Origin of the sequence: Dietzia aerolata (assembly GCF_014144865.1) — a bacterium.
Classification (GTDB): Bacteria; Actinomycetota; Actinomycetes; order Mycobacteriales; family Mycobacteriaceae; genus Dietzia; species Dietzia aerolata.
In genome coordinates this window covers 1-17,499 of record NZ_JAALDM010000035.1, presented here as the reverse complement: position 1 = coordinate 17,499, position 17,499 = coordinate 1, and the positions used below count along the sequence as shown (strand labels likewise).

Annotated in this window: 19 protein-coding genes; 14 read left to right on the top strand and 5 right to left on the bottom strand. The window is 69.2% G+C overall.

Features of this window, described 5'->3' with window-relative positions; all coding sequences use genetic code 11:
- Both lnt and G6016_RS02860 read left to right on the top strand, forming a co-directional pair.
- Nucleotides 1-1,278 (top strand): apolipoprotein N-acyltransferase (lnt, locus tag G6016_RS02865; protein ID WP_182631200.1); only part of this gene is annotated, 1,278 nt, incomplete at its 5' end.
- The gene (locus G6016_RS02860) at nucleotides 1,279-2,058 is read left to right on the top strand and encodes a glycosyltransferase (RefSeq protein ID WP_182631199.1); all 780 of its coding nucleotides are present in this window, start codon (nucleotides 1,279-1,281) and stop codon (nucleotides 2,056-2,058) included.
- 177 nt (nucleotides 2,059-2,235) lie between these two features.
- Here G6016_RS02860 and G6016_RS02855 read toward each other — a convergent pair whose 3' ends face one another.
- Complete coding sequence (locus tag G6016_RS02855) at nucleotides 2,236-2,580, bottom strand: RNA polymerase-binding protein RbpA (protein WP_182631198.1); 345 nt, start codon at nucleotides 2,578-2,580, stop codon at nucleotides 2,236-2,238.
- A 152-nt stretch (nucleotides 2,581-2,732) separates the two neighbouring features.
- Here G6016_RS02855 and G6016_RS02850 point away from each other — a divergent pair, with 152 nt between their 5' ends.
- From G6016_RS02850 to G6016_RS02840, 3 genes are all read left to right on the top strand, one after another.
- Entirely contained in the window at nucleotides 2,733-3,098 is a 366-nt protein-coding gene (locus G6016_RS02850; protein ID WP_182631202.1) for a hypothetical protein, read from the top strand.
- Entirely contained in the window at nucleotides 3,095-4,807 is a 1,713-nt protein-coding gene (locus G6016_RS02845) for an alpha/beta-hydrolase family protein (protein WP_182631197.1), read from the top strand. Before G6016_RS02850 ends, G6016_RS02845 begins: the two co-directional genes overlap by 4 nt.
- A gap of 77 nt (nucleotides 4,808-4,884) precedes the next feature.
- Nucleotides 4,885-7,248 (top strand): ATP-binding cassette domain-containing protein, encoded by a 2,364-nt coding sequence (locus G6016_RS02840; protein ID WP_182631196.1) that lies wholly within the window; start codon nucleotides 4,885-4,887, stop codon nucleotides 7,246-7,248.
- A 37-nt stretch (nucleotides 7,249-7,285) separates the two neighbouring features.
- Here the strand turns inward: G6016_RS02840 and G6016_RS17645 are convergent, their stop codons facing one another.
- The 3 genes from G6016_RS17645 to G6016_RS02825 all read right to left on the bottom strand — a co-directional run bounded on the left by G6016_RS17645 (nucleotide 7,286) and on the right by G6016_RS02825 (nucleotide 10,359).
- The gene (locus G6016_RS17645) at nucleotides 7,286-9,079 is read right to left on the bottom strand and encodes an FUSC family protein (RefSeq protein WP_182631195.1); all 1,794 of its coding nucleotides are present in this window, start codon (nucleotides 9,077-9,079) and stop codon (nucleotides 7,286-7,288) included.
- A 30-nt stretch (nucleotides 9,080-9,109) separates the two neighbouring features.
- Nucleotides 9,110-9,322: a hypothetical protein gene (locus G6016_RS02830; protein WP_182631194.1), complete on the bottom strand. Its 213-nt coding sequence runs from the start codon at nucleotides 9,320-9,322 to the stop codon at nucleotides 9,110-9,112.
- 110 nt (nucleotides 9,323-9,432) lie between these two features.
- Complete coding sequence (locus tag G6016_RS02825) at nucleotides 9,433-10,359, bottom strand: CE1 family esterase (RefSeq protein ID WP_182631193.1); 927 nt, start codon at nucleotides 10,357-10,359, stop codon at nucleotides 9,433-9,435.
- Nucleotides 10,360-10,447: 88 nt separating this feature from the next.
- Here G6016_RS02825 and G6016_RS02820 point away from each other — a divergent pair, with 88 nt between their 5' ends.
- From G6016_RS02820 to G6016_RS02800, 6 genes are all read left to right on the top strand, one after another.
- A complete protein-coding gene (locus tag G6016_RS02820) occupies nucleotides 10,448-11,065 on the top strand; it encodes a pyridoxamine 5'-phosphate oxidase family protein (protein WP_182631192.1) in 618 nt (205 codons plus the stop codon).
- A gap of 173 nt (nucleotides 11,066-11,238) precedes the next feature.
- A complete protein-coding gene (locus G6016_RS02815; RefSeq protein ID WP_182631191.1) occupies nucleotides 11,239-12,891 on the top strand; it encodes an ABC-F family ATP-binding cassette domain-containing protein in 1,653 nt (550 codons plus the stop codon).
- Entirely contained in the window at nucleotides 12,875-13,246 is a 372-nt protein-coding gene (locus tag G6016_RS17640; protein ID WP_338403487.1) for a hypothetical protein, read from the top strand. Before G6016_RS02815 ends, G6016_RS17640 begins: the two co-directional genes overlap by 17 nt.
- A 15-nt stretch (nucleotides 13,247-13,261) precedes the next feature.
- Nucleotides 13,262-13,522 (top strand): GyrI-like domain-containing protein, encoded by a 261-nt coding sequence (locus G6016_RS17635; protein WP_338403486.1) that lies wholly within the window; start codon nucleotides 13,262-13,264, stop codon nucleotides 13,520-13,522.
- 19 nt (nucleotides 13,523-13,541) lie between these two features.
- The gene (locus G6016_RS02805) at nucleotides 13,542-13,982 is read left to right on the top strand and encodes a PaaI family thioesterase (protein WP_182631190.1); all 441 of its coding nucleotides are present in this window, start codon (nucleotides 13,542-13,544) and stop codon (nucleotides 13,980-13,982) included.
- 136 nt (nucleotides 13,983-14,118) lie between these two features.
- On the top strand, nucleotides 14,119-15,012 hold the full coding sequence (locus G6016_RS02800; RefSeq protein WP_338403485.1) for a P1 family peptidase: 894 nt from the start codon (nucleotides 14,119-14,121) through the stop codon (nucleotides 15,010-15,012).
- Between the two features lie 159 nt (nucleotides 15,013-15,171).
- On the opposite strand, the gene G6016_RS02795 is transcribed toward G6016_RS02800, so the two are convergent.
- Nucleotides 15,172-15,444 carry a hypothetical protein gene (locus G6016_RS02795; RefSeq protein WP_241729684.1) on the bottom strand — a complete coding sequence of 91 codons (273 nt, stop codon included), beginning with the start codon at nucleotides 15,442-15,444 and terminating at the stop codon, nucleotides 15,172-15,174.
- Between the two features lie 93 nt (nucleotides 15,445-15,537).
- Between G6016_RS02795 and G6016_RS02790 the strand changes: the two genes are divergently transcribed.
- The 3 genes from G6016_RS02790 to G6016_RS02780 all read left to right on the top strand — a co-directional run.
- Complete coding sequence (locus tag G6016_RS02790) at nucleotides 15,538-16,041, top strand: DUF309 domain-containing protein (RefSeq protein ID WP_182631189.1); 504 nt, start codon at nucleotides 15,538-15,540, stop codon at nucleotides 16,039-16,041.
- 88 nt (nucleotides 16,042-16,129) lie between these two features.
- Nucleotides 16,130-16,477 carry a hypothetical protein gene (locus G6016_RS02785; RefSeq protein ID WP_182631188.1) on the top strand — a complete coding sequence of 116 codons (348 nt, stop codon included), beginning with the start codon at nucleotides 16,130-16,132 and terminating at the stop codon, nucleotides 16,475-16,477.
- 148 nt (nucleotides 16,478-16,625) lie between these two features.
- A partial coding sequence (locus tag G6016_RS02780; protein ID WP_338403484.1) for an L-lactate permease occupies nucleotides 16,626-17,499 on the top strand: 874 nt, incomplete at its 3' end.

The window sequence follows — 17,499 nt, the reverse complement described above, 5'->3', positions numbered from 1 at the left end:
GTCGGGCGTGCCGCGGCGGCCCTGCTCGGGGTGGCGGGCTGGTGGTCGCTGTGGGAGTGGATCCGCTCCACGTGGCCCTGGGGCGGGTTCCCGTGGGGCCGCCTGGCGTTCGGCCAGGCGGACGGGCCTCTGTTACCGCTCGTCTCGCTCGGCGGCACACCGCTGCTCGGGTTCGTCGTGGCCGCCCTCGGCGCGGCGCTGGGCTTTGCGGTGGTCCTCCTGTCCCGGCGCGACCGGCCGGTCCGGGTGGTCACCGGGCTCGTCGCGGTACCCCTGGTGTCGGTGGGACTGGTCGCCGTCGCCGCGGTTGATTTTGACGACGACGAGAGCACGCAGCCACTCACCGTGGCCGTGATCCAGGGCAACGTCCCGCGCCTGGGCCTGGATTTCAACGCCCAGCGCCGCGCGGTGCTCAACAACCACCTGAGCGTCACCGGCGATCTCGCTGATCGCGTGGACGCCGGCGAGGTGCCGCGCCCCGAGGTGGTGATGTGGCCCGAGAACGCCTCCGACATCTCGCCCCTGGCCGATGCGAGCGCGGCGGCCCAGATCTCCGCGCTGAACCGGCGGCTCGAGGCGCCGATCCTCGTGGGCACCGTGCTACCCACCGGCGAGGGTCGCGAGGCCACCAACTCCTACCTCGTGTGGGACGGTCGGACGCCCGGCGGCGGGGGAGACGGCGACGGTGCGGGCGGCGACGGGCCCGTCCTGGACCGGCACGACAAGAAGTACATCCAGCCGTTCGGCGAGTGGCTGCCGATGCGCGCCCCGCTGGAGGCACTGTTCCCGATCGCGCGCACCGCGGGGCATTTCGTCCCCGGCGACGGCGACGGCGTGATCACCGCGGCCGGCGTGGAGATGGGGGTGGCCATCTGCTTCGAGGTGGCATTCGACCCCGCGGCGCGCGAGCCCGTCGCCCGGGGCGCGCAGCTGCTCACCGTCCCCACCAACAACGCGACCTTCGGCCATTCACCGATGACGTACCAGCAGTTGGCGATGTCCCGCGTGCGGGCCGTGGAGCACAACGTTCCGGTGCTGATCGGGGCGACGAGTGGCGTCAGCGCGGTGATCGGGGCCGACGGCGAGGTGCAGCAGGAGACGGAGATCTTCGAACCCGCGGCGTTGGTGGCGCAGGTGGAGATCGGAAGTGCCGGTACGATGGCAACCCGATTGGGCAGCATCCCGCAGGCGGTGTGTTGTCTCATCGGGCTCGTCGGACTGGCCTGGGCGGTCATCTACACCCGGCGACAGTCCGCACATGACCCCAAGGAGAGCTAAGTGACCGACCCGTCGACGCCGGGCAGCGGCGCGCCCTCGGCGCGCACGCTGGTGATCATCCCGACCTATGACGAGCGGGATAACCTGCCGACCGTCGTGGAACGGCTCCTGGCCGCGACCCCTGACGTGTCGGTCCTCATCGCGGACGACAACAGTCCGGACGGGACCGGCGAGGTGGCGGACAGGCTCGCCGCCGACGACCCGCGCGGCCGCATCTCGGTGCTGCACCGGCAGGGCAAGCAGGGGCTCGGCGCCGCGTACATCGCCGGCTTCCGCTGGGGGCTCGAGCGCGACTACTCCGTGCTGGTGGAGATGGACGCCGACGGCTCCCATCCGCCGGAGCGGCTGCCCGCGATGCTCGCGGCCGTCGACGAGGGCGCCGATCTGGCCATCGGGTCGCGGTATGTGCCCGGCGGCAGCGTGGTCAACTGGCCGTGGCAGCGCCACGTGATCTCCCGGGGCGGCAACGTCTACTCCCGCATCATGCTCGGCGTGGGGATCAAGGACATCACCGCCGGCTACCGCGCGTACCGGGCCGATGCGATCGCCGCACTCGACCTGGATTCCATCGAGTCCAAGGGGTACTGCTTCCAGATCGACATGACCTGGCGGCTGCTGAACACCGGCCGCACGGTGGTCGAGGTGCCCATCACGTTCACCGAGCGCACCGTCGGCCACTCCAAGATGAGCGAGTCCATCTTCCGGGAGGCCGCGGTGAACGTGGCCCGCTGGGGTTGGGAGAAGCGTCGCCGCCAGCTCAAGGGCCTCATCGGACGCTGATCCCCGGCCTGCCGGCGGCGCGACGACGCGCGGCCAGCTACAACGCGCGGCCAGCACGTCGACCCTCGACACAGCACAACGCCCCGCCCCTCGTCACGAGAGGGGCGGGGCGTTGTGGTCTCACACCGCGCTGCGGGCCCGCGTCAATCCGGGCCGATGCAGTTCAGCTGTGGTGCGTCAGCGGGAGCCGGCGCGACGCCGCTTCTTGAGCAGGTCCATCCGCTCCTTGAGCAGGTCCTCGAGATCCTCGAGCGAGCGACGCTCGAGCAGCATGTCCCAGTGGGTACGCGGCGGCTTGCCCTTCTTGACCTCGACAGCCGGGCCGTCGATGAGCTGGCCCTCCTGGCCGTTCTTGCACATCCAGGTGCCCGGGAGCTCCGCATCGTCAGCGAACGGAACCTCGAACACCTCGCCGTTGGGGGTCTGGTACTTGGCCATGTGGCGGGGTGCGAGGTCGTGGTCCCGGTCCGTCTCGTAGCTCACCGCACCGAGGCGGCTGCCCCTGAGCACTCGATCTGCCATGCGAACTCCTTCTGCCGTGTGCCGTCTGTGATCGATATCCGCGCGGTCGATCGCAGACTTTGCGTGGTACCTGCTCCTGTCAACGTCAGGAGAACCCCGAAATGTTCCCACGTCCCCGTGTCCCGTGCTGCCCCGGGGGCGTCGTGGGTAGCCTGACATCCGTGGAATCCAACGTCAGAGCCGAGGCGGCCCCGCCGAGGCGGGGCGAGGCCTCATGCGCGTGGTGCGGTCGCCCGGTCGACGAGGGCGGCACCGGGCGTCGGCGTCGGTACTGCCGCCGGTCGTGTCGGCAACGTGCATACGAGCAGCGCCGCTCGCTGCGTATGCAGGATCTTCCCGAGGGCACCGTGGTGCTCACCGAGAACGAATCGGCCGACCTCATGGACCGGATGTTCCAGCTGCGCTGCGCCTGCGAGGACCTGGCGACCGCGATCGCCGAGGGCGAGAGCGCGGACGAGTTGGGCATGATGTCGGCGGACCTGGTGGCAGCCGCCAGAAGGGCCGAAAGGCTCAGGTGACCAGAGTTCTCGACACCCTCAGACGCCTGTGGGACATCTGGCTGCCCTCGGTCACGGGCCTCACCGTGGCAGCGCTGGCCGCCTGGGTCTCACTCATGCCCTCACTCCTGCCGCGCGCCTGGCACTACCAGGGGATCGTCACCGGTGTGTCGATGTTCGTGGGCTACGGCGTCGGCGTGGCCCTGCGTACCCTCTGGCGAAAGTTCGTCGCACCCCAGATCAAGCTCCATCCCGATCTGGACGCGCTCGGCAACAAACTACTGCTCTTCGCCAGACTCTCCGCCCCGTATGTCTTGGTGGTCTACCTCATCACGGCCACCGCCACCGCGATCCGCTGGCAAGACCAGGTCTCCGACCTCGTGGAATCCGCCCGCCCGCCCTGGGCCGACTACATGCGTATCCCCTGGATCGCGCTCGCGATCTTCATCGGCCTGCTCGTGGCCGCCCGCGGCCTGCGACGCCTCTATCAATTGTTCGTCCGGGTGGTCTCCCGCAAGTTCAAACTGGGGGAGAACACCGCCCGTCTGACCGGCGCCGTGCTGGCGACGGTCCTCGCGTTCGGCATCGTCCAGGGCGTGGTCCCGCGTCTGTTCTTCGAGGCCGCGAACCGGATATCGGGTGCGCAGAACACCGAGGACCTGCCCGGCACCACGCGGCCCACCGTCCCCGAGCGCTCCGGCGGCCCGGAATCCGTGGTGAATTTCGACGACCTCGGGCTGCAGGGCCGCCGTTTCGTCAGCGGCGGGCTCGACCAGGCGGAACTCACCGACCTCATGGAGGAGCCGGCGGAGCAGCCGATCCGACTGTATGCCGGGCTGGAGTCCGCCGAGACCGACGACGATCGCTCGGCGCTGGTGGTGGAGGAGCTCAACCGCACGCGCGCCTGGGAGCGGGAGGCCGTGGTGATCGTCCCCACCACAGGCACCGGCTGGATCAACCCCCACGCCGCCCAGGCGATCGAGCTCCTCAGCGCGGGCGACGTCGCGATCGTCGGCACGCAGTACTCATACCTTCCGAGTTGGATCTCGTTCCTCGCCGACCGCGAGAAGGCCGAGGCCGCCGGGCGGTCCCTCATCGAGGCCGTGGTGGGGTGGCGCCAGTCGCTACCGCCCGATGTGCACCATCCGAACCTGTATCTCTACGGCGAGAGCCTGGGCACCCAGGCCGGCGAGGCCGCGTTCTCCGGAATCCGGGACATCCGCAACACCGTCGACGGGGTGCTGTGGATGGGACCGCCCAATTCCAACCGCATCTGGCGCTCGCTGGTCGAGCGCCGCGACCCCGGCACCCCCGCCACCGAACCGGTGTATGCCGACGGGCTCCTGGTCCGGTTCTCGGAAGACCCGGCCGAGTTCCGGGACGACGACACGCCCTGGATCCCACCTCACGTGCTGTATGTCCAGCACGCCACGGACCCGGTTGTTTGGTGGACCCCGGACCTGATGTTCGACCGCCCGGCGTGGCTGTCGGAGCCCCCGGGCAAGGGGCGCCATCCCGGAATGACCTACATGCCGGTCTTTACCTTCTTCCAGGTGACGGCGGACCTGGGCAACGCCATCGGTGGCTCTCAGGGGTACGGGCATCTCTACGACCACCAGATTCTCGACGGGTGGGCGGCTGTCACCGGAAGAGAAGAGTGGGACGACGACGAATTTGTGCGCTTCGCTCGCCTCCACGATCGGGCGATGGAAAGCCAGGAACGCGGCTGAGTGGCGTTGACTCGCCACTGTTTTGCCCGGACGTGGGGCTACCGTAGCCGGGTACCTTCACGACGAGGAGAGCAGCGATGGGCATCCACACCGCAGACAGTCACGACATCATCCGCGTCGTCGGGGCGCGCGAGAACAACCTCCAAGCGGTGGATGTGGAGTTGCCCAAGCGGCGACTGACCGTGTTCACCGGGGTGTCCGGGTCGGGTAAGAGTTCACTGGTCTTCTCGACCATCGCGGCGGAGTCGCAGCGGATGATCAACGAGACCTACAGCGCGTTCCTGCAGGGCTTCATGCCCACGCTCGCCCGCCCGGAGGTGGATCTGCTCGAGGGGTTGACCACGGCGATCGTGGTGGATCAGGAGCGGATGGGCGCCGACCCGCGGTCGACGGTGGGCACCTCGACCGATACGGGCGCGATGCTGCGGATCCTGTTCAGTCGCATCGCCGAGCCGCACATCGGCGGCCCCAAGGCCTACTCCTTCAACGTGGCCTCCGCCTCCGGGTCGGGGATGTTGAAGAAGGCGGACGGCACCAAGCAGAAGGCGGAGTTCTCGATCACCGGCGGCATGTGTGTGCGCTGCGAGGGGCGCGGCTCGGTCTCCGACTTCGACGTCGACGCCCTCGTGGACCGCTCCAAATCACTGTCCGAGGGAGCGATCCTCGTGCCGGGCTACTCGATGGACGGATGGTACGGCCGCATCTACTCCGGCTCCGGGTTCTTCGACATGGACAAGCCGGTGGGCCAGTTCAGTGACAAGGAGATGGATACCCTCCTGCGTCAGGAGCCCGTCAAGGTCAAGGCCGACGGCATCAACGTGACTTTCGAGGGCCTCATCCCGAAGATCCAGAAGTCGATGCTGTCCAAGGACGTCGAGGCGATGCAGCCTCACATCCGGGCGTTCGTCGAGCGGGCCGTCGTGTTCACCACCTGCCCGGACTGCGACGGTACCCGGCTCAACGAGGGGGCCCGGTCCTCAAAGATCGGCGGGGTGAGCATCGCCGACGTCTCGGCCATGCAGATCACCGACCTGGCCGAGTGGCTACGCGGACTGGAGGAGCCGTCCGTCGCGCCGCTGTTGGGGGCCCTGCAGCACGCGTTGGACTCGTTCGTCGAGATCGGCCTGGGCTACCTGTCGCTGAACCGGCCGGCGGGGACCCTGTCCGGGGGCGAGTCCCAGCGGGTGAAGATGATCCGCCATCTCGGATCCGCGCTCACCGACGTGACCTACGTATTCGATGAGCCGTCGATCGGCCTGCACCCCCACGACATCCAGCGCATGAACGCACTCCTGATGCGTCTGCGGGACAAGGGCAACACCGTCCTGGTGGTCGAGCACAAGCCGGAGATGATCGCGATCGCCGACCACGTGGTGGATCTCGGGCCCGGCGCCGGCTCCGAGGGCGGCCAGATCTGCTTCGAGGGCGCGGTCGACGGGCTGCGCTCGAGCGACACCGTGACCGGCCGGCACCTGGACGATCGGGCCTTCCTCAAAGAATCGGTCCGCTCGGCGACTGGGGCCATCGAGGTCCGCGGGGCCACGGCGAACAACGTCCAAGGCGTGGACGTGGACATCCCGCTCGGGGTGCTGTGCGTGGTCACCGGTGTGGCCGGGTCGGGCAAGAGTTCGCTGATCCACGGGTCGGTCTCGCCGCGGGAGGGTGTGGTGGCGATCGATCAGGCCGCGATCCGCGGGTCGCGCCGCAGCAACCCCGCCACGTACACGGGGCTGCTGGAGCCGATCCGCAAGGCGTTCGCGAAGGCCAACGGCGTCAAGCCGGCCCTGTTCAGTCCCAACTCCGAGGGGGCGTGTCCGACCTGCAAGGGCGCGGGCGTGATCTACACCGACCTGGGGATGATGGCCGACGTCGCCACCACCTGTGACGACTGCGAGGGCAAGCGGTTCCAGGCCGAGGTGCTCGAGTACACCTTCGGCGGTCAGAACATCGGTGAGGTCTTGGCGATGTCCGTGGCCACGGCCGAGGAGTTCTTCCGCGAGGGCGAGTCGAGGATCCCGGCGGCCCACAAGATCCTCGTGCGACTGCGGGACGTCGGGCTGGGTTACGTCCGGATCGGCCAGCCGCTGACCACCCTGTCGGGCGGCGAGCGTCAGCGACTCAAGTTGGCGGCGCAGATGGCCGACAAGGCCGAGGTCTACGTCCTCGACGAGCCCACCACGGGCCTGCACCTGGCCGATGTCGAGAATTTGCTGGGCATGCTCGACCGGCTCGTGGACTCAGGCAAGTCCGTGATCGTGATCGAGCATCACCAGGCGGTCATGGCGCACGCGGACTGGATCATCGACCTGGGCCCCGGCGCCGGCCATGACGGTGGCCGGGTGGTGTTCGAGGGCACCCCGGCCGACCTCGTGGCCGATCGCTCGACCCTCACGGGCGAGCACCTCGCCGAGTACGTGGGAAGCACGTCAGCGACGTCCTGATGTGCCCCGCTCCGGAGCTCGGCTTCCGTATGGCGCTTTAGTTTCGGGCCGGGCCCGCGCCGTCGATGGCCGCGCCCGCCCGCCGGCACTGCGCCCGGATCGCCTCGTCGACCGCATTGTTCTCCTCGACCCGCCGGAGACCGGAGGGGAGCGCGGTGGTGGCGAGTTCGGCCCACCGGGGCGCAGACCGACGGACGGTCTCCTGGTCGAGCGTGCCCAGCATCAGGTACCCGGCGTAGGTGACCGCCTCGGCGGTCCGCGCCTCGGGGGAGTCGCCGTGCCCGTCGGCGGCCAGCAGGGCGTTGCTGGTGTTGAGGTCCCGCAGCGCGGAGGCGAGCGTCGGCTCCCAGCGGGACTGCTCCTGACCGCCGGCGAACTCCGCCAGCTCCACCAGCACGCGCCTGGTGTCGCCGCGGACGGCCCGGTGGTGCGCCCGACGTCCGAGTGCCCACAGCACGGCGATCGCCACCAGGACACCGACCACGGTGTCGAGAAGGCGCTCGCCGACCACCGCCAGGGGATTGGCCGGCATCTGCCCGCCCGAGGCGATGATCAGCGCGAGCGGGGTGATGAGCGTGACCGCCAGCCCGTAGTTCCGGGTGACCAGGAGCTCGATGGTGAACTGCAACGCCACGATGAGCAGGATCAGCCACCAGCCGGACGGACCGATGACGGTTACGAGCAGGAACAGCGCCAGGCCCAGCAGGGTGCCGACCAGCCGGTGCAGCGCCCGATGGGTCCGGGCGACGCGGGGCCCGCCCTGGTGCAGCACCAGCGCGGAGAACGCGATCACCCAATATAGGTGCGGCTGGTCCGGGCCGCCGATGGCGAGCAGGATGAAGATCGACAGGGCCGTGGCCACCCCGACCGACAGTGCCACCGACCACGGCTCCCCGGGCCACCGGAGACCGTCGATGAGGCGGCGTCGGAGCGAGCCGATGCTGCGCCGGTCCTCGTCGGCGAATGCGTGCTCGACGCGCTCTGCGGCCGCCGCCGACGGCATCGGGACATCCGACTGTCCCTCGTCGGTCTCGAGCCACCGGCCAGCGTCCGGGTTGCGCGGGTCCCAGCCCTGCTCCTCGCCGGGGACGACGTGCAGAGCTGCCCGTGAACTGCGCTCGGCGTACGCACGGCGTGCGGCATCCAGCTCTGACTCGAGCGTCGGGGCGGCGGTCCACATCCCCTCGGCGAGCGCCTCCTCGGCGGCGGCCAGCGCATGGGACGCGGCGCGATGCAGGGGCCTGCTGTCGGGGCCGGGTTCGGAGGCGGCATAGGCGGCAACCGCGTCGACGGCGGTGCGCACCGCCAGCCGCTCGGGCCGGCGAGGATCCGGGACGAGCTCGACCATCGTGACGGTCCACGCCGCGGCCGCGCCGATCGCGGTCATGGCCGGAACCAGCCACGGCGCGGTCCCGTGCGAGCCCACGAGCAGGTACGCGATACCCGAACACAGGACGAGGAAGTACGAGCCCGGCGGACCCACCCTCAGCGCCAGGCACAGGCCCGCGGTGACCATCGCCAGCACAACGGCTGTCACCGCGAACAGGGGGACCGATCCCGCGGTGAACGCCCCGACGGCTGTAGAGACGATCAGCCCGAGGCCGATTCCCGCCACCGTGACGGCCCGTCGGCGCAGCGGGGCTGCGGCGGCGTACAACACCGCGAAGGTGCCGGTGACGGTGAGCAGACCGAGATCCGGCCGGCCCAGCAGTGTTGGCACGGACAGGCACAGCAGAACCGTCAGCCCGGCCTTGATCGCATTGCTCCGGCGGGGCGGGCTCGGGGCCAGGGTGACCAGTGACCGGAGGAATTCCGCCACCGGCTGCTTCACGGAAACATGTTGCGTTGAGGCCACCCGCGATCAGCCCGCCATTCCGAAGCGCTTGTGCATCGCCTGTTTGCTCACGCCCAGGACGACCCCGATCTCCGCCCAGCTCATGCCGTGATTACGCGCATGGCGGACCGCGGCCGCTTCCTCACGAGCCAGATCCGTCTTCGCCCGGGAGATCGCGGCCAATCGGGCGACGGGATCGTCGGCGTTGTCGTCGTCGTAAAAATCTTTCAGGGTTTCCATGCCCGACCACCTCACTGCCGCCAACCTACGGCGACCCCCACCTGCGCGTCAACCGGGGTTGACGAGCGGGGTTTGGCGCGGACGAACGGGCCCTGCGCGGCAGGACGGGCTCAGCTGCCGGCGAAAAAGTGCCAGATCTCGCCCGGCGCGTCGTAGTGGGGCCCCCGCGACGGTCCCCACCCACCCGAGGCGGTGGGGAAGGTGTGGCCGGTGCCGTCGAGGACCACCAGGCGGACCGGATCGGGCCCCGACCACTCGGTCGACTCGACGCCGCCCGACCGCTCGACGACCGGTCCCCGGCCCGGCGCCACGTCGTTGTGCCGCGCGTACCACCGCGCGCCGTCCGTCGCGGACATCACCTCGCCGCGCGAGCCCGCCGACGGCCCCGAGGCCACACGAACCTCGCCGCCGTGAACGGGATTGATCGGGTCGTCGCGGCCCTCTACGAACATGATCGGCACCGGGCCGCCGTCCACGTCACACGACTGGTTGGCCGCCACCGGGGGATTCGCGGCCACGGCGGCCACCCCGTCGACGAGGTCGGACGCTTCCAACGCCAATCGCATCGCCATATGGCCGCCGCTGGAGAACCCGACCGCGTACACCGGACCGCTGGTTCCGAGCGAGGCCACGACCTCGTGCATCAGGGCGACGTCGTCCATACCGTCGGCCTTGGCCGGCCACCGGCCCTCGACGCGGCACTCGTTCCAGTTGTTGCGGTAGCCGTCCACGTAGACGACCGTGAATCCGTGCTGGTCAGCCACCTGTTCGATGTCGGGCCCCACCGCCGAGCGCAGGCCCGCGCCCGAGTCGCCGGATCCGTGCAGGACCAGCAGCACCGGCGCCGGGCCGGGCGGACCGCCCGGTGAATAGGTGAGCCAGGAGCGCTCCACGCCGTCGAGGGTGATCGATCCGGCCGCCACAGATCCCTTGTCCGGGGTGGCGGCCGGGTCAGTCGTGCCGGGGGCGTTGCCCGCGGAGGCCGCGCACGCGGAGAGCATGAGCACCGTCGACACCGCGGTGAGAGCCCGGCGCACCCGGCCTCGACTCCGACTCCGGCTCCGACTCCGGGCAGGGGCAACCATGCCCCGAGTGTGCGTGAGCAAGGGGAGTAGCGTCTCCGTTATGGGCGTCAATCGCTATCCCGAGATCGCGCTAGGGGCTGCAGCCCGCGCGCGACAGGCAGCCGTAGGCCACACCCAGCCACAGCCCGTCGGCGAGTTCGGCCTCGAGGGCACGGACAAGGCGCTGATCAGACGTGCCGACCACTTCTTCCTGTCTACCGTCACCGAGTCGGGGTGGCCGTACGTGCAGCATCGTGGCGGTCCGCCCGGGTTCGTCCACGTGGACTCCGACACCACCCTCGCCTGGGTGGAATTCCGTGGCAACCGGCAGTACGTGACGGTCGGGGACATCGACGTCGACGACCGGGTGAGCCTGTTCTTCATCGACTACCCGACCCGCAGCCGGCTCAAGGTGTTCGGTCATGCGCGGCTCGTCGAACCGGAGGAGGATCCGGGCCTCATCGAGCGGCTGCGAACGATGGGGAACAAGACCTACACCGGCCACGTGGAGCGGGCGATCGTCGTTGACCTCGTGGCCTCGGACGCCAACTGCAGCAAGCACATCACGCCACGGTGGGACCGCGACTATGTCGACCGCCTGACCGCCCTCTACCAGCGTGACATCGATGAACTGCAGGCTCTCGTCGACGAGCTCCGTGGACAGACGCCACGCGACTGACGTACTGTCACCGGCATGTATCCCGGTGCACTCTCGTTGAAGCCGTGGTCCGGCCGCTGACGGCGGCAGGGCACCCACTTCATCACTGATCTCTGCGCGCCGTCCAGTCCACTTCCCGGCCGGACGGTCAGTTTGTGCTGTCCGGCTCCGCGACGAGCTTTGCAGAGAGCACCATGCCAGACACACCGAATACCCATCTTCCCGCGGGCGCACACGCCCACATCCGCCTGACCGACGTCTCGGTCACCCTCGGCACCCGTCCCGTCCTCAGCGGGGTGAACCTCACCCTGTCCACCGGCACCACTCTGGCGGCGGTGGGGGAGAACGGTCGGGGCAAGACCACCCTCCTGGAGGTCCTGTCCGGGACACAGACACCCGATGCCGGCACCGTCAGCCGCCAGGGCACCGTCGGCGTCATCCAGCAGCACCTCGACACCTCCGCCGGTCGTACGGTGGGGGACGCTGTAGCCGAGGAGATCGCCGACAGCCTCCATGCTCTACAGGCGTTGGACGATGCGACCACCGCGATGGTGGAGGGCAAGCCCGGCGCCGAAGACGCCTACGCAGTAGCACTCGACCGCGCGACAGTGTTGGACGCCTGGGACGCCGACCGGCGCGTGGACATAGCGCTGGAAGGCTTGTCCGCCTGCGCTGACCGGGAGCGGCCCCTGTCCACCCTGTCGGTGGGGCAGCGGTACCGAGTGCGCCTGGCGTGCGTCCTCGGCGCGCGTCACGACCTGCTGCTGTTGGACGAGCCGACCAACCATCTCGACGCCACCGGACTCGCATTTCTCACCGCGCGACTCCGGGAGCATCCAGGAGGACTGGCGGTCGTCAGTCACGATCGCGCCCTGCTGCGCGACGTGGCGAGCCACTTTCTCGACCTCGACCCCAGCCAGGACGGTGCACCGCGACTGTACGGCGGCGGATACGAGGGCTGGATTGAAGGACGCCGCGCCGAGCGAGTCCGGTGGGAGCAGGCCCACGCCGATCAGGTGGATGAGCACGCCCGTCTGACCCGCGCCGCCGATGCCGCGCGGGGCCGACTTCAGGACTCATGGCGACCGGAGAAGGGGCATGGCAAGCACGCGCGGGCGACCCGAGCCGCGGGCACCGTGCAGGCATTCAATCGCCGACGGGACGAACTCGAACGTCACCAGGTGACAGTGCCGCCGCCACCGGCCGCATTCCACTGGCCCGAGTGGACCGTGGCCCCGGGTAAGAATGTCGTGACCTGCACTGACGTCTCCGTTCGCGGCCGTCTGGTGTCGCCGGTCTCGCTGACCGTGAACACCGGCGATCGAGTGTTGTTGACCGGGCCGAACGGGGCCGGCAAATCCACGCTCCTGGACCTGCTGGCAGGTCGCCTCACGCCCGATTCCGGGCAGGTGATCTGTCGGCCCGGCGTGCGGATCTCGCACCTGGGGCAGGAGGTGCCGGACTGGGATCCGACGCTGCCCGCCGTGGAGATCTACCGCCGTCACATCGACGGGGCGGGGCTCACCTCGGCACCCGGGCTGGATACGACAGGGCTACTCGGTTCGGATTCCGCGGGGACGCCGGTCGGCCGGATGTCCCAGGGCCAACAACGCCGCCTTCACCTGGCCCTGTGCCTGGCCGGGGAGCCGGAGCTGTTGATCCTCGACGAACCCTCCAACCACCTGTCATTCGCACTGGTGGATGAGCTCACTGGTGCGTTGGCCTCCGCCTCGTGCGCGGTGATCGTGGCCACCCATGACCGTCAGCTCCTGCGGGATCTGGCATCGTGGCCTGCCGTCGACCTATCAGGTTCGGCGTTAGAGTCAGTGCATGTCCGCCAGCCCTGAACGCGTGCAGAGCCCGAACGTCGACATCAAGAAGGCCCGGCGGGATCTGTACTCCGGCCGGGCCGGGCGGTTCGACGTGGTCGAGGTCCCGGAGATGCAGTTCCTCATGGTGGATGGGAGCGGCGACCCCAACGTCTCCGCGGACTATCGCAGGGCAGTCGAGGCGCTGTACACCACGTCGTACACGATCCGGGCCGAGGCCAAGACAGACCTCGGGCGGACCCACACCGTGGGCCCGCTCGAGGGACTCTGGTACGCGGACGACCTCGGCGTGTTCACCGCCAGGGACAAGAGCGCCTGGTCGTGGACGATGATGATCTGGCAACCTGAATGGATCACGCCTGGCATGGCTTAGACGGCGATCGAGAAGGTGAGCTCCACCAAGATTCCGCAAGCCGCTGAGCTCGTCCGATTCAAGCCGTTCAGCGAGGGACGGGCGGTCCAGACCTTGCACGTGGGTCCGTATGACGACGAGGGGCCGACGATTGCCAAGATGCACGGCGAGGTCATCCCGGACCATGGGCTTGAACCAACTGGGCATCACCACGAGATCTACCTGTCTGACCCGCGCAAGTCAGCGCCGGAGAAGCTCCGGACACTGTTGCGACAACCGGTGACAGCCAAACCATGATGAGACATCGAAGGAAAGGATGAGCGTGAGCGCAGGAGACCTGGAATCCATGTCGGGAGCCGCATCGACGCCCGAGAGCCGTTTCGTCGACGCGACCGGCTTTGTCATCGATGAGGTGACCTCCACATCGCTACGCGCTCATGCCGAGCTCGGCCCAGACCACCACACCGAATGGGGAACCATTCACGGCGGCGTGTACGCGAGCCTCGTCGAGAGCGCAGGTGGTGCGGGAGCCGGACATGCTGTCGCCGAACTCGGCCAGGTGGCGGTCGGCGTCCACAATGGCACCGACTTTCTGCGTGCCTCGACAGGCGGCCGAGTGGACATCACCGCCCACGCGCTGTTCCAGGGTCGTAGCCAACAACTGTGGGACGTGGTGATCACACAAGCCGAATCCGGAAAGGAACTCGCTCGCGGCCAACTCCGGCTGCAGAACATTCCGAGACCGGGTTCTGCATAGCACTGGGGCAAACGCCCAGAATCAGCACACCAAAACGTCACTGTGACGTTTTGTAGACGACTCGTTGGACGGACCAACGACGGGGCAGTGGTCGAATTCCCGCCGGTGACCCACTGATCTCGCTAGCGTTGACTCCGTGAGCCACTTCGCGGAGATTGCACGGCAACGCACGGGACTTGACGGTGTCACTGTTGGCCATTGGACCAACGAGTCCGCCCGAACGGGATGCACGGTGCTGATCCTGCCCGAGGGCACGGTCGGCTCGAGGGAGGTCCGTGGCGGAGCGCCGGCGTCTCGCGACCTGGACGCGCTCGCGCCGGACAAGGCGGTCACGCAGACGGACGCCATCGTCCTGACGGGCGGGTCGGCGTTCGGACTCGCCGCCGCGGACGGGGTGATGCGATTCCTCGAGGAAGCCGGTCGCGGCGTGCCGACGCCGGCGGGACGGGTACCCATCGCCCCGACATTGGCACTGTTCGATCTCGGAATCGGAGATCCGTCAGTGCGACCCACCGCCGAAAGCGGCGACATCGCGGCCAGGGGCGCCGCAGGGCCGGAGTTCGATGTGGGCCCGGTAGGCGCGGGATCCGGCGCCTTGACGTCGTGGTGGCGCGGCATCGACGGAGCCCGCCCGGGCGGACTACGCTATGCCGAGACAAGGCTTGGAGACCTCGTCGTGGGTGCCTGGTGTGCGGTCAACGCCTATGGCGACATCGACCACGGCGGCAGCGATGCAGTGGACCTTGCAGCCGTGGCGGACCTGAAGCCGCCGTTCGAGTTCGACACCGAGCGAACACACACGACCATCGGCGCGGTGGTGACGAACGCGCGGCTCGACAAGACCGCCTGCTTCGTCGTGGCCCAGGGTGCGCACGACGGACTGTCGCGAGCGCTCACGCCGCCGCATACGAGATACGACGGAGACGCGTTCATCGCCGCGGCGACGGGACAGGTACCAGCAGATGTGGACACGGTCAGGCTCATGGCGCTGGACGCGGTGAGCCGGGCGATCCGCACGGCGGACGCCTGACGGCGGCCACAGCCCGAAGGTACAGGCATTACCAAAGTGCCGATAATCTACATTATGTAAAGTAAAGCAGGCGGGCCCCGCTCACGACCGTCACACGCGACCGCGTCTCCACGACCACACCGACAACCCCACCGCGACCAACGCGGCTACGGGCAGCACTCACTGCCCCAGGTAGTACGCGCGCATCTGCCAGAACTGTTCGTTGGTGAGGAACTGGATGTTGTCCGTACGGTCCGCCAATGGCATGTACATGGTCCAGCCACCGACCGCGTTGATCCCGGGAAGCCATGCGTTGACGGATCCGGCGATCAGGAGCACAGCCATCGGAAAGGCCACCCAGAACCACGGGAATCCGCCGCGCTGCTGCCCGGCCCGCCCGGACAGGACGGCGACGCCGACAAGTAGGACCGTCAGGACTGCGAAAGTCCACACCCAGATCACGAGACCCACAGTAACCGAACTGATGTGGGTTATCGGACTGTTCCGCTCTGCCCGTGAAGGCCACTCCGGTGGGACCATGGGCACATGCGCACCACCGGAAGGATCGACCGTGACCGCGACGACGAGGGTCGTGCCCGAAACGCCCGGCCCCGGGACGAGCTCGGACGCCCACTTCCGCCCGGCAGCGTGGGTGTGGAACGCATTCCCGAAGATCTGGACCTGCCGGCCGCAGAGTCCCTCGCCTGGGCGCAGGACCTGCTCGACCGCGGTCTCGCGTTCAACGCCCACGAGGTCCTCGAGGGCGCATGGAAGTGCTGCCCCGCCGACGAGCGCCTGCTGTGGCAGGGCCTGGCGCAACTGGCCGTGGGCATCACCCACATCCAGCGTGGCAACACCACCGGCGCCCTGCGCCTGCTCGAGCGGGGTGTCGAGCGGATCGGACAGGGCGACGGTCCGTCCCCCCACGGCATCGACGTCCCGGGGCTGATCGCCCACGCCGACGCGCTGATGGCGGAGATCCGGCAGGGCACGACGCCCCCGCCGCATCGGCTCAAGCCCCGCCTGGTGGCTCCCGAGAACCAACAGTGACCGCCGCTGGCAGTTCCGTGAGAGCAGCATGAACACGCTCTCATGATCACCTCATGGCTCCTTCATCCCTGCGGCCGAAGGTAGAGCCATGACACACAGAACACGGGCACTCGCCCTCCTCACCGCAGTCCCTGCCACCCTCGCCCTGGCCATCGGTGCCGGAGCCGCCACCGCCTCGGCACAGCCCGCGCCCTCCACCCAGCCCGCCGAGAACGCCGCCCAGGGTGTCGTCCACTATGACGGCCTCTTCGACGATCTCGACGACCTGCATGTCCCCCAGCACATCCGCCACCAGATCAACGTTGCCCTGGGCTCGACCGGCATCGCGATCCCGTGGCACCTGCTCGACGGCCTGGACGACGACTGGGACGACCGGTGGGATGACGATCACGACGACCATGACGACGACGACTGGGACGACGACTGGGACGACTGACCTCCCCCCTCCCTCCCCCAGGCCCGCCCGGCACACGCCGGGCGGGCCGTCCGTCGTGGCTAGACTCCCGTAGAGCGCGCCCGGCACGCACCCGGGTGCCGCCCCGTGACCCCGGAGCCCCTGGACCGAGCCGAGGAAGGTGACCCACGTGCTGCCAACGCTCGCCGCGACAGCACCGATCCTCGTGGTACTGCTCCTGCTCGCGGTGCGCTTCCCCTCCCTGATCGCCGGCACCGCCGGCCTGACGACTGCTCTCCTCGCGGCGTCCACCGTCCACCGGCCGGACCGCTCCGAGGTGGTCGGTGCCGCGACGAGCCTCGGACCGACGGTGCTCGAGGTGGCCCTCATCCTCCTCGGCGGCGTCCTGCTCGCCACGGCCCTGTCGGCCACCGGGGCCCGGGACCACATCGCCGGCTGGCTGGAGCGCGTCGGTGACGAACAGGACCGGGTGCCGGCGATCCTGCTGCTGGTGTTCGGTTTGACCCCGTTCATGGAGTCGGTCACCGGTTTCGGCCTGGGGGTGGTGATCACCGCCCCGCTCCTGGTGCGGATGGGCCTGTCCCCCGTGCGGGCGGTCGTGGCGGGACTGCTCGGTCTGGTCCTGGTGCCGTGGGGCTCCCTCGGCCCGGGCACCCTGGTGGCGGCCGAGCTCGGCGGTCAGGACGTCGACGCGCTGGGGGTGTGGTCGGCGCTGTTGAGCCTGCCGGTGCTGCTGGTGAGCATGACGGTCGTCCTCGTCGTCGTCGCCCCTTCCCGCCCCTCCCCCCGCCTGCTGGCACTGGCCGCGGCGGTCGTGGCCACCCTCTGGGGCACCCTGGTGCTAGCTAACACGGTCGGGGGCACCGCACCGACCGGGATCATCGCGTCGGGGGCGGTCATCGCCCTCCTGCTGGCCGTCGCGCGGGTACGGCACGGAGCGCTGCCGCGGGTGACCCGGGACCTCGCCCGGGCGGTGACCCCGTTCGTCGTGTTGCTGGCGGGCATCCTCGGCGCCACCGCGATCGTGGCCGCCGTCGGCTCGC

Excerpts from the sequence above, each read along its gene's own strand:
- G6016_RS17640 (WP_338403487.1), top strand. The coding sequence starts at position 12,875 with ATGTCCGCCAGCCCTGAACGCGTGCAGAGCCCGAACGTCGACATCAAG.
- G6016_RS02820 (WP_182631192.1), top strand. The coding sequence starts at position 10,448 with ATGGGCGTCAATCGCTATCCCGAGATCGCGCTAGGGGCTGCAGCCCGC.
- G6016_RS02790 (WP_182631189.1), top strand. The coding sequence starts at position 15,538 with ATGCGCACCACCGGAAGGATCGACCGTGACCGCGACGACGAGGGTCGT.
- G6016_RS02785 (WP_182631188.1), top strand. The coding sequence starts at position 16,130 with ATGACACACAGAACACGGGCACTCGCCCTCCTCACCGCAGTCCCTGCC.
- G6016_RS02830 (WP_182631194.1), bottom strand. The coding sequence starts at position 9,322 with ATGGAAACCCTGAAAGATTTTTACGACGACGACAACGCCGACGATCCC.
- G6016_RS02805 (WP_182631190.1), top strand. The coding sequence starts at position 13,542 with ATGAGCGTGAGCGCAGGAGACCTGGAATCCATGTCGGGAGCCGCATCG.
- G6016_RS02855 (WP_182631198.1), bottom strand. The coding sequence starts at position 2,580 with ATGGCAGATCGAGTGCTCAGGGGCAGCCGCCTCGGTGCGGTGAGCTAC.
- G6016_RS02815 (WP_182631191.1), top strand. The coding sequence starts at position 11,239 with ATGCCAGACACACCGAATACCCATCTTCCCGCGGGCGCACACGCCCAC.
- G6016_RS02840 (WP_182631196.1), top strand. The coding sequence starts at position 4,885 with ATGGGCATCCACACCGCAGACAGTCACGACATCATCCGCGTCGTCGGG.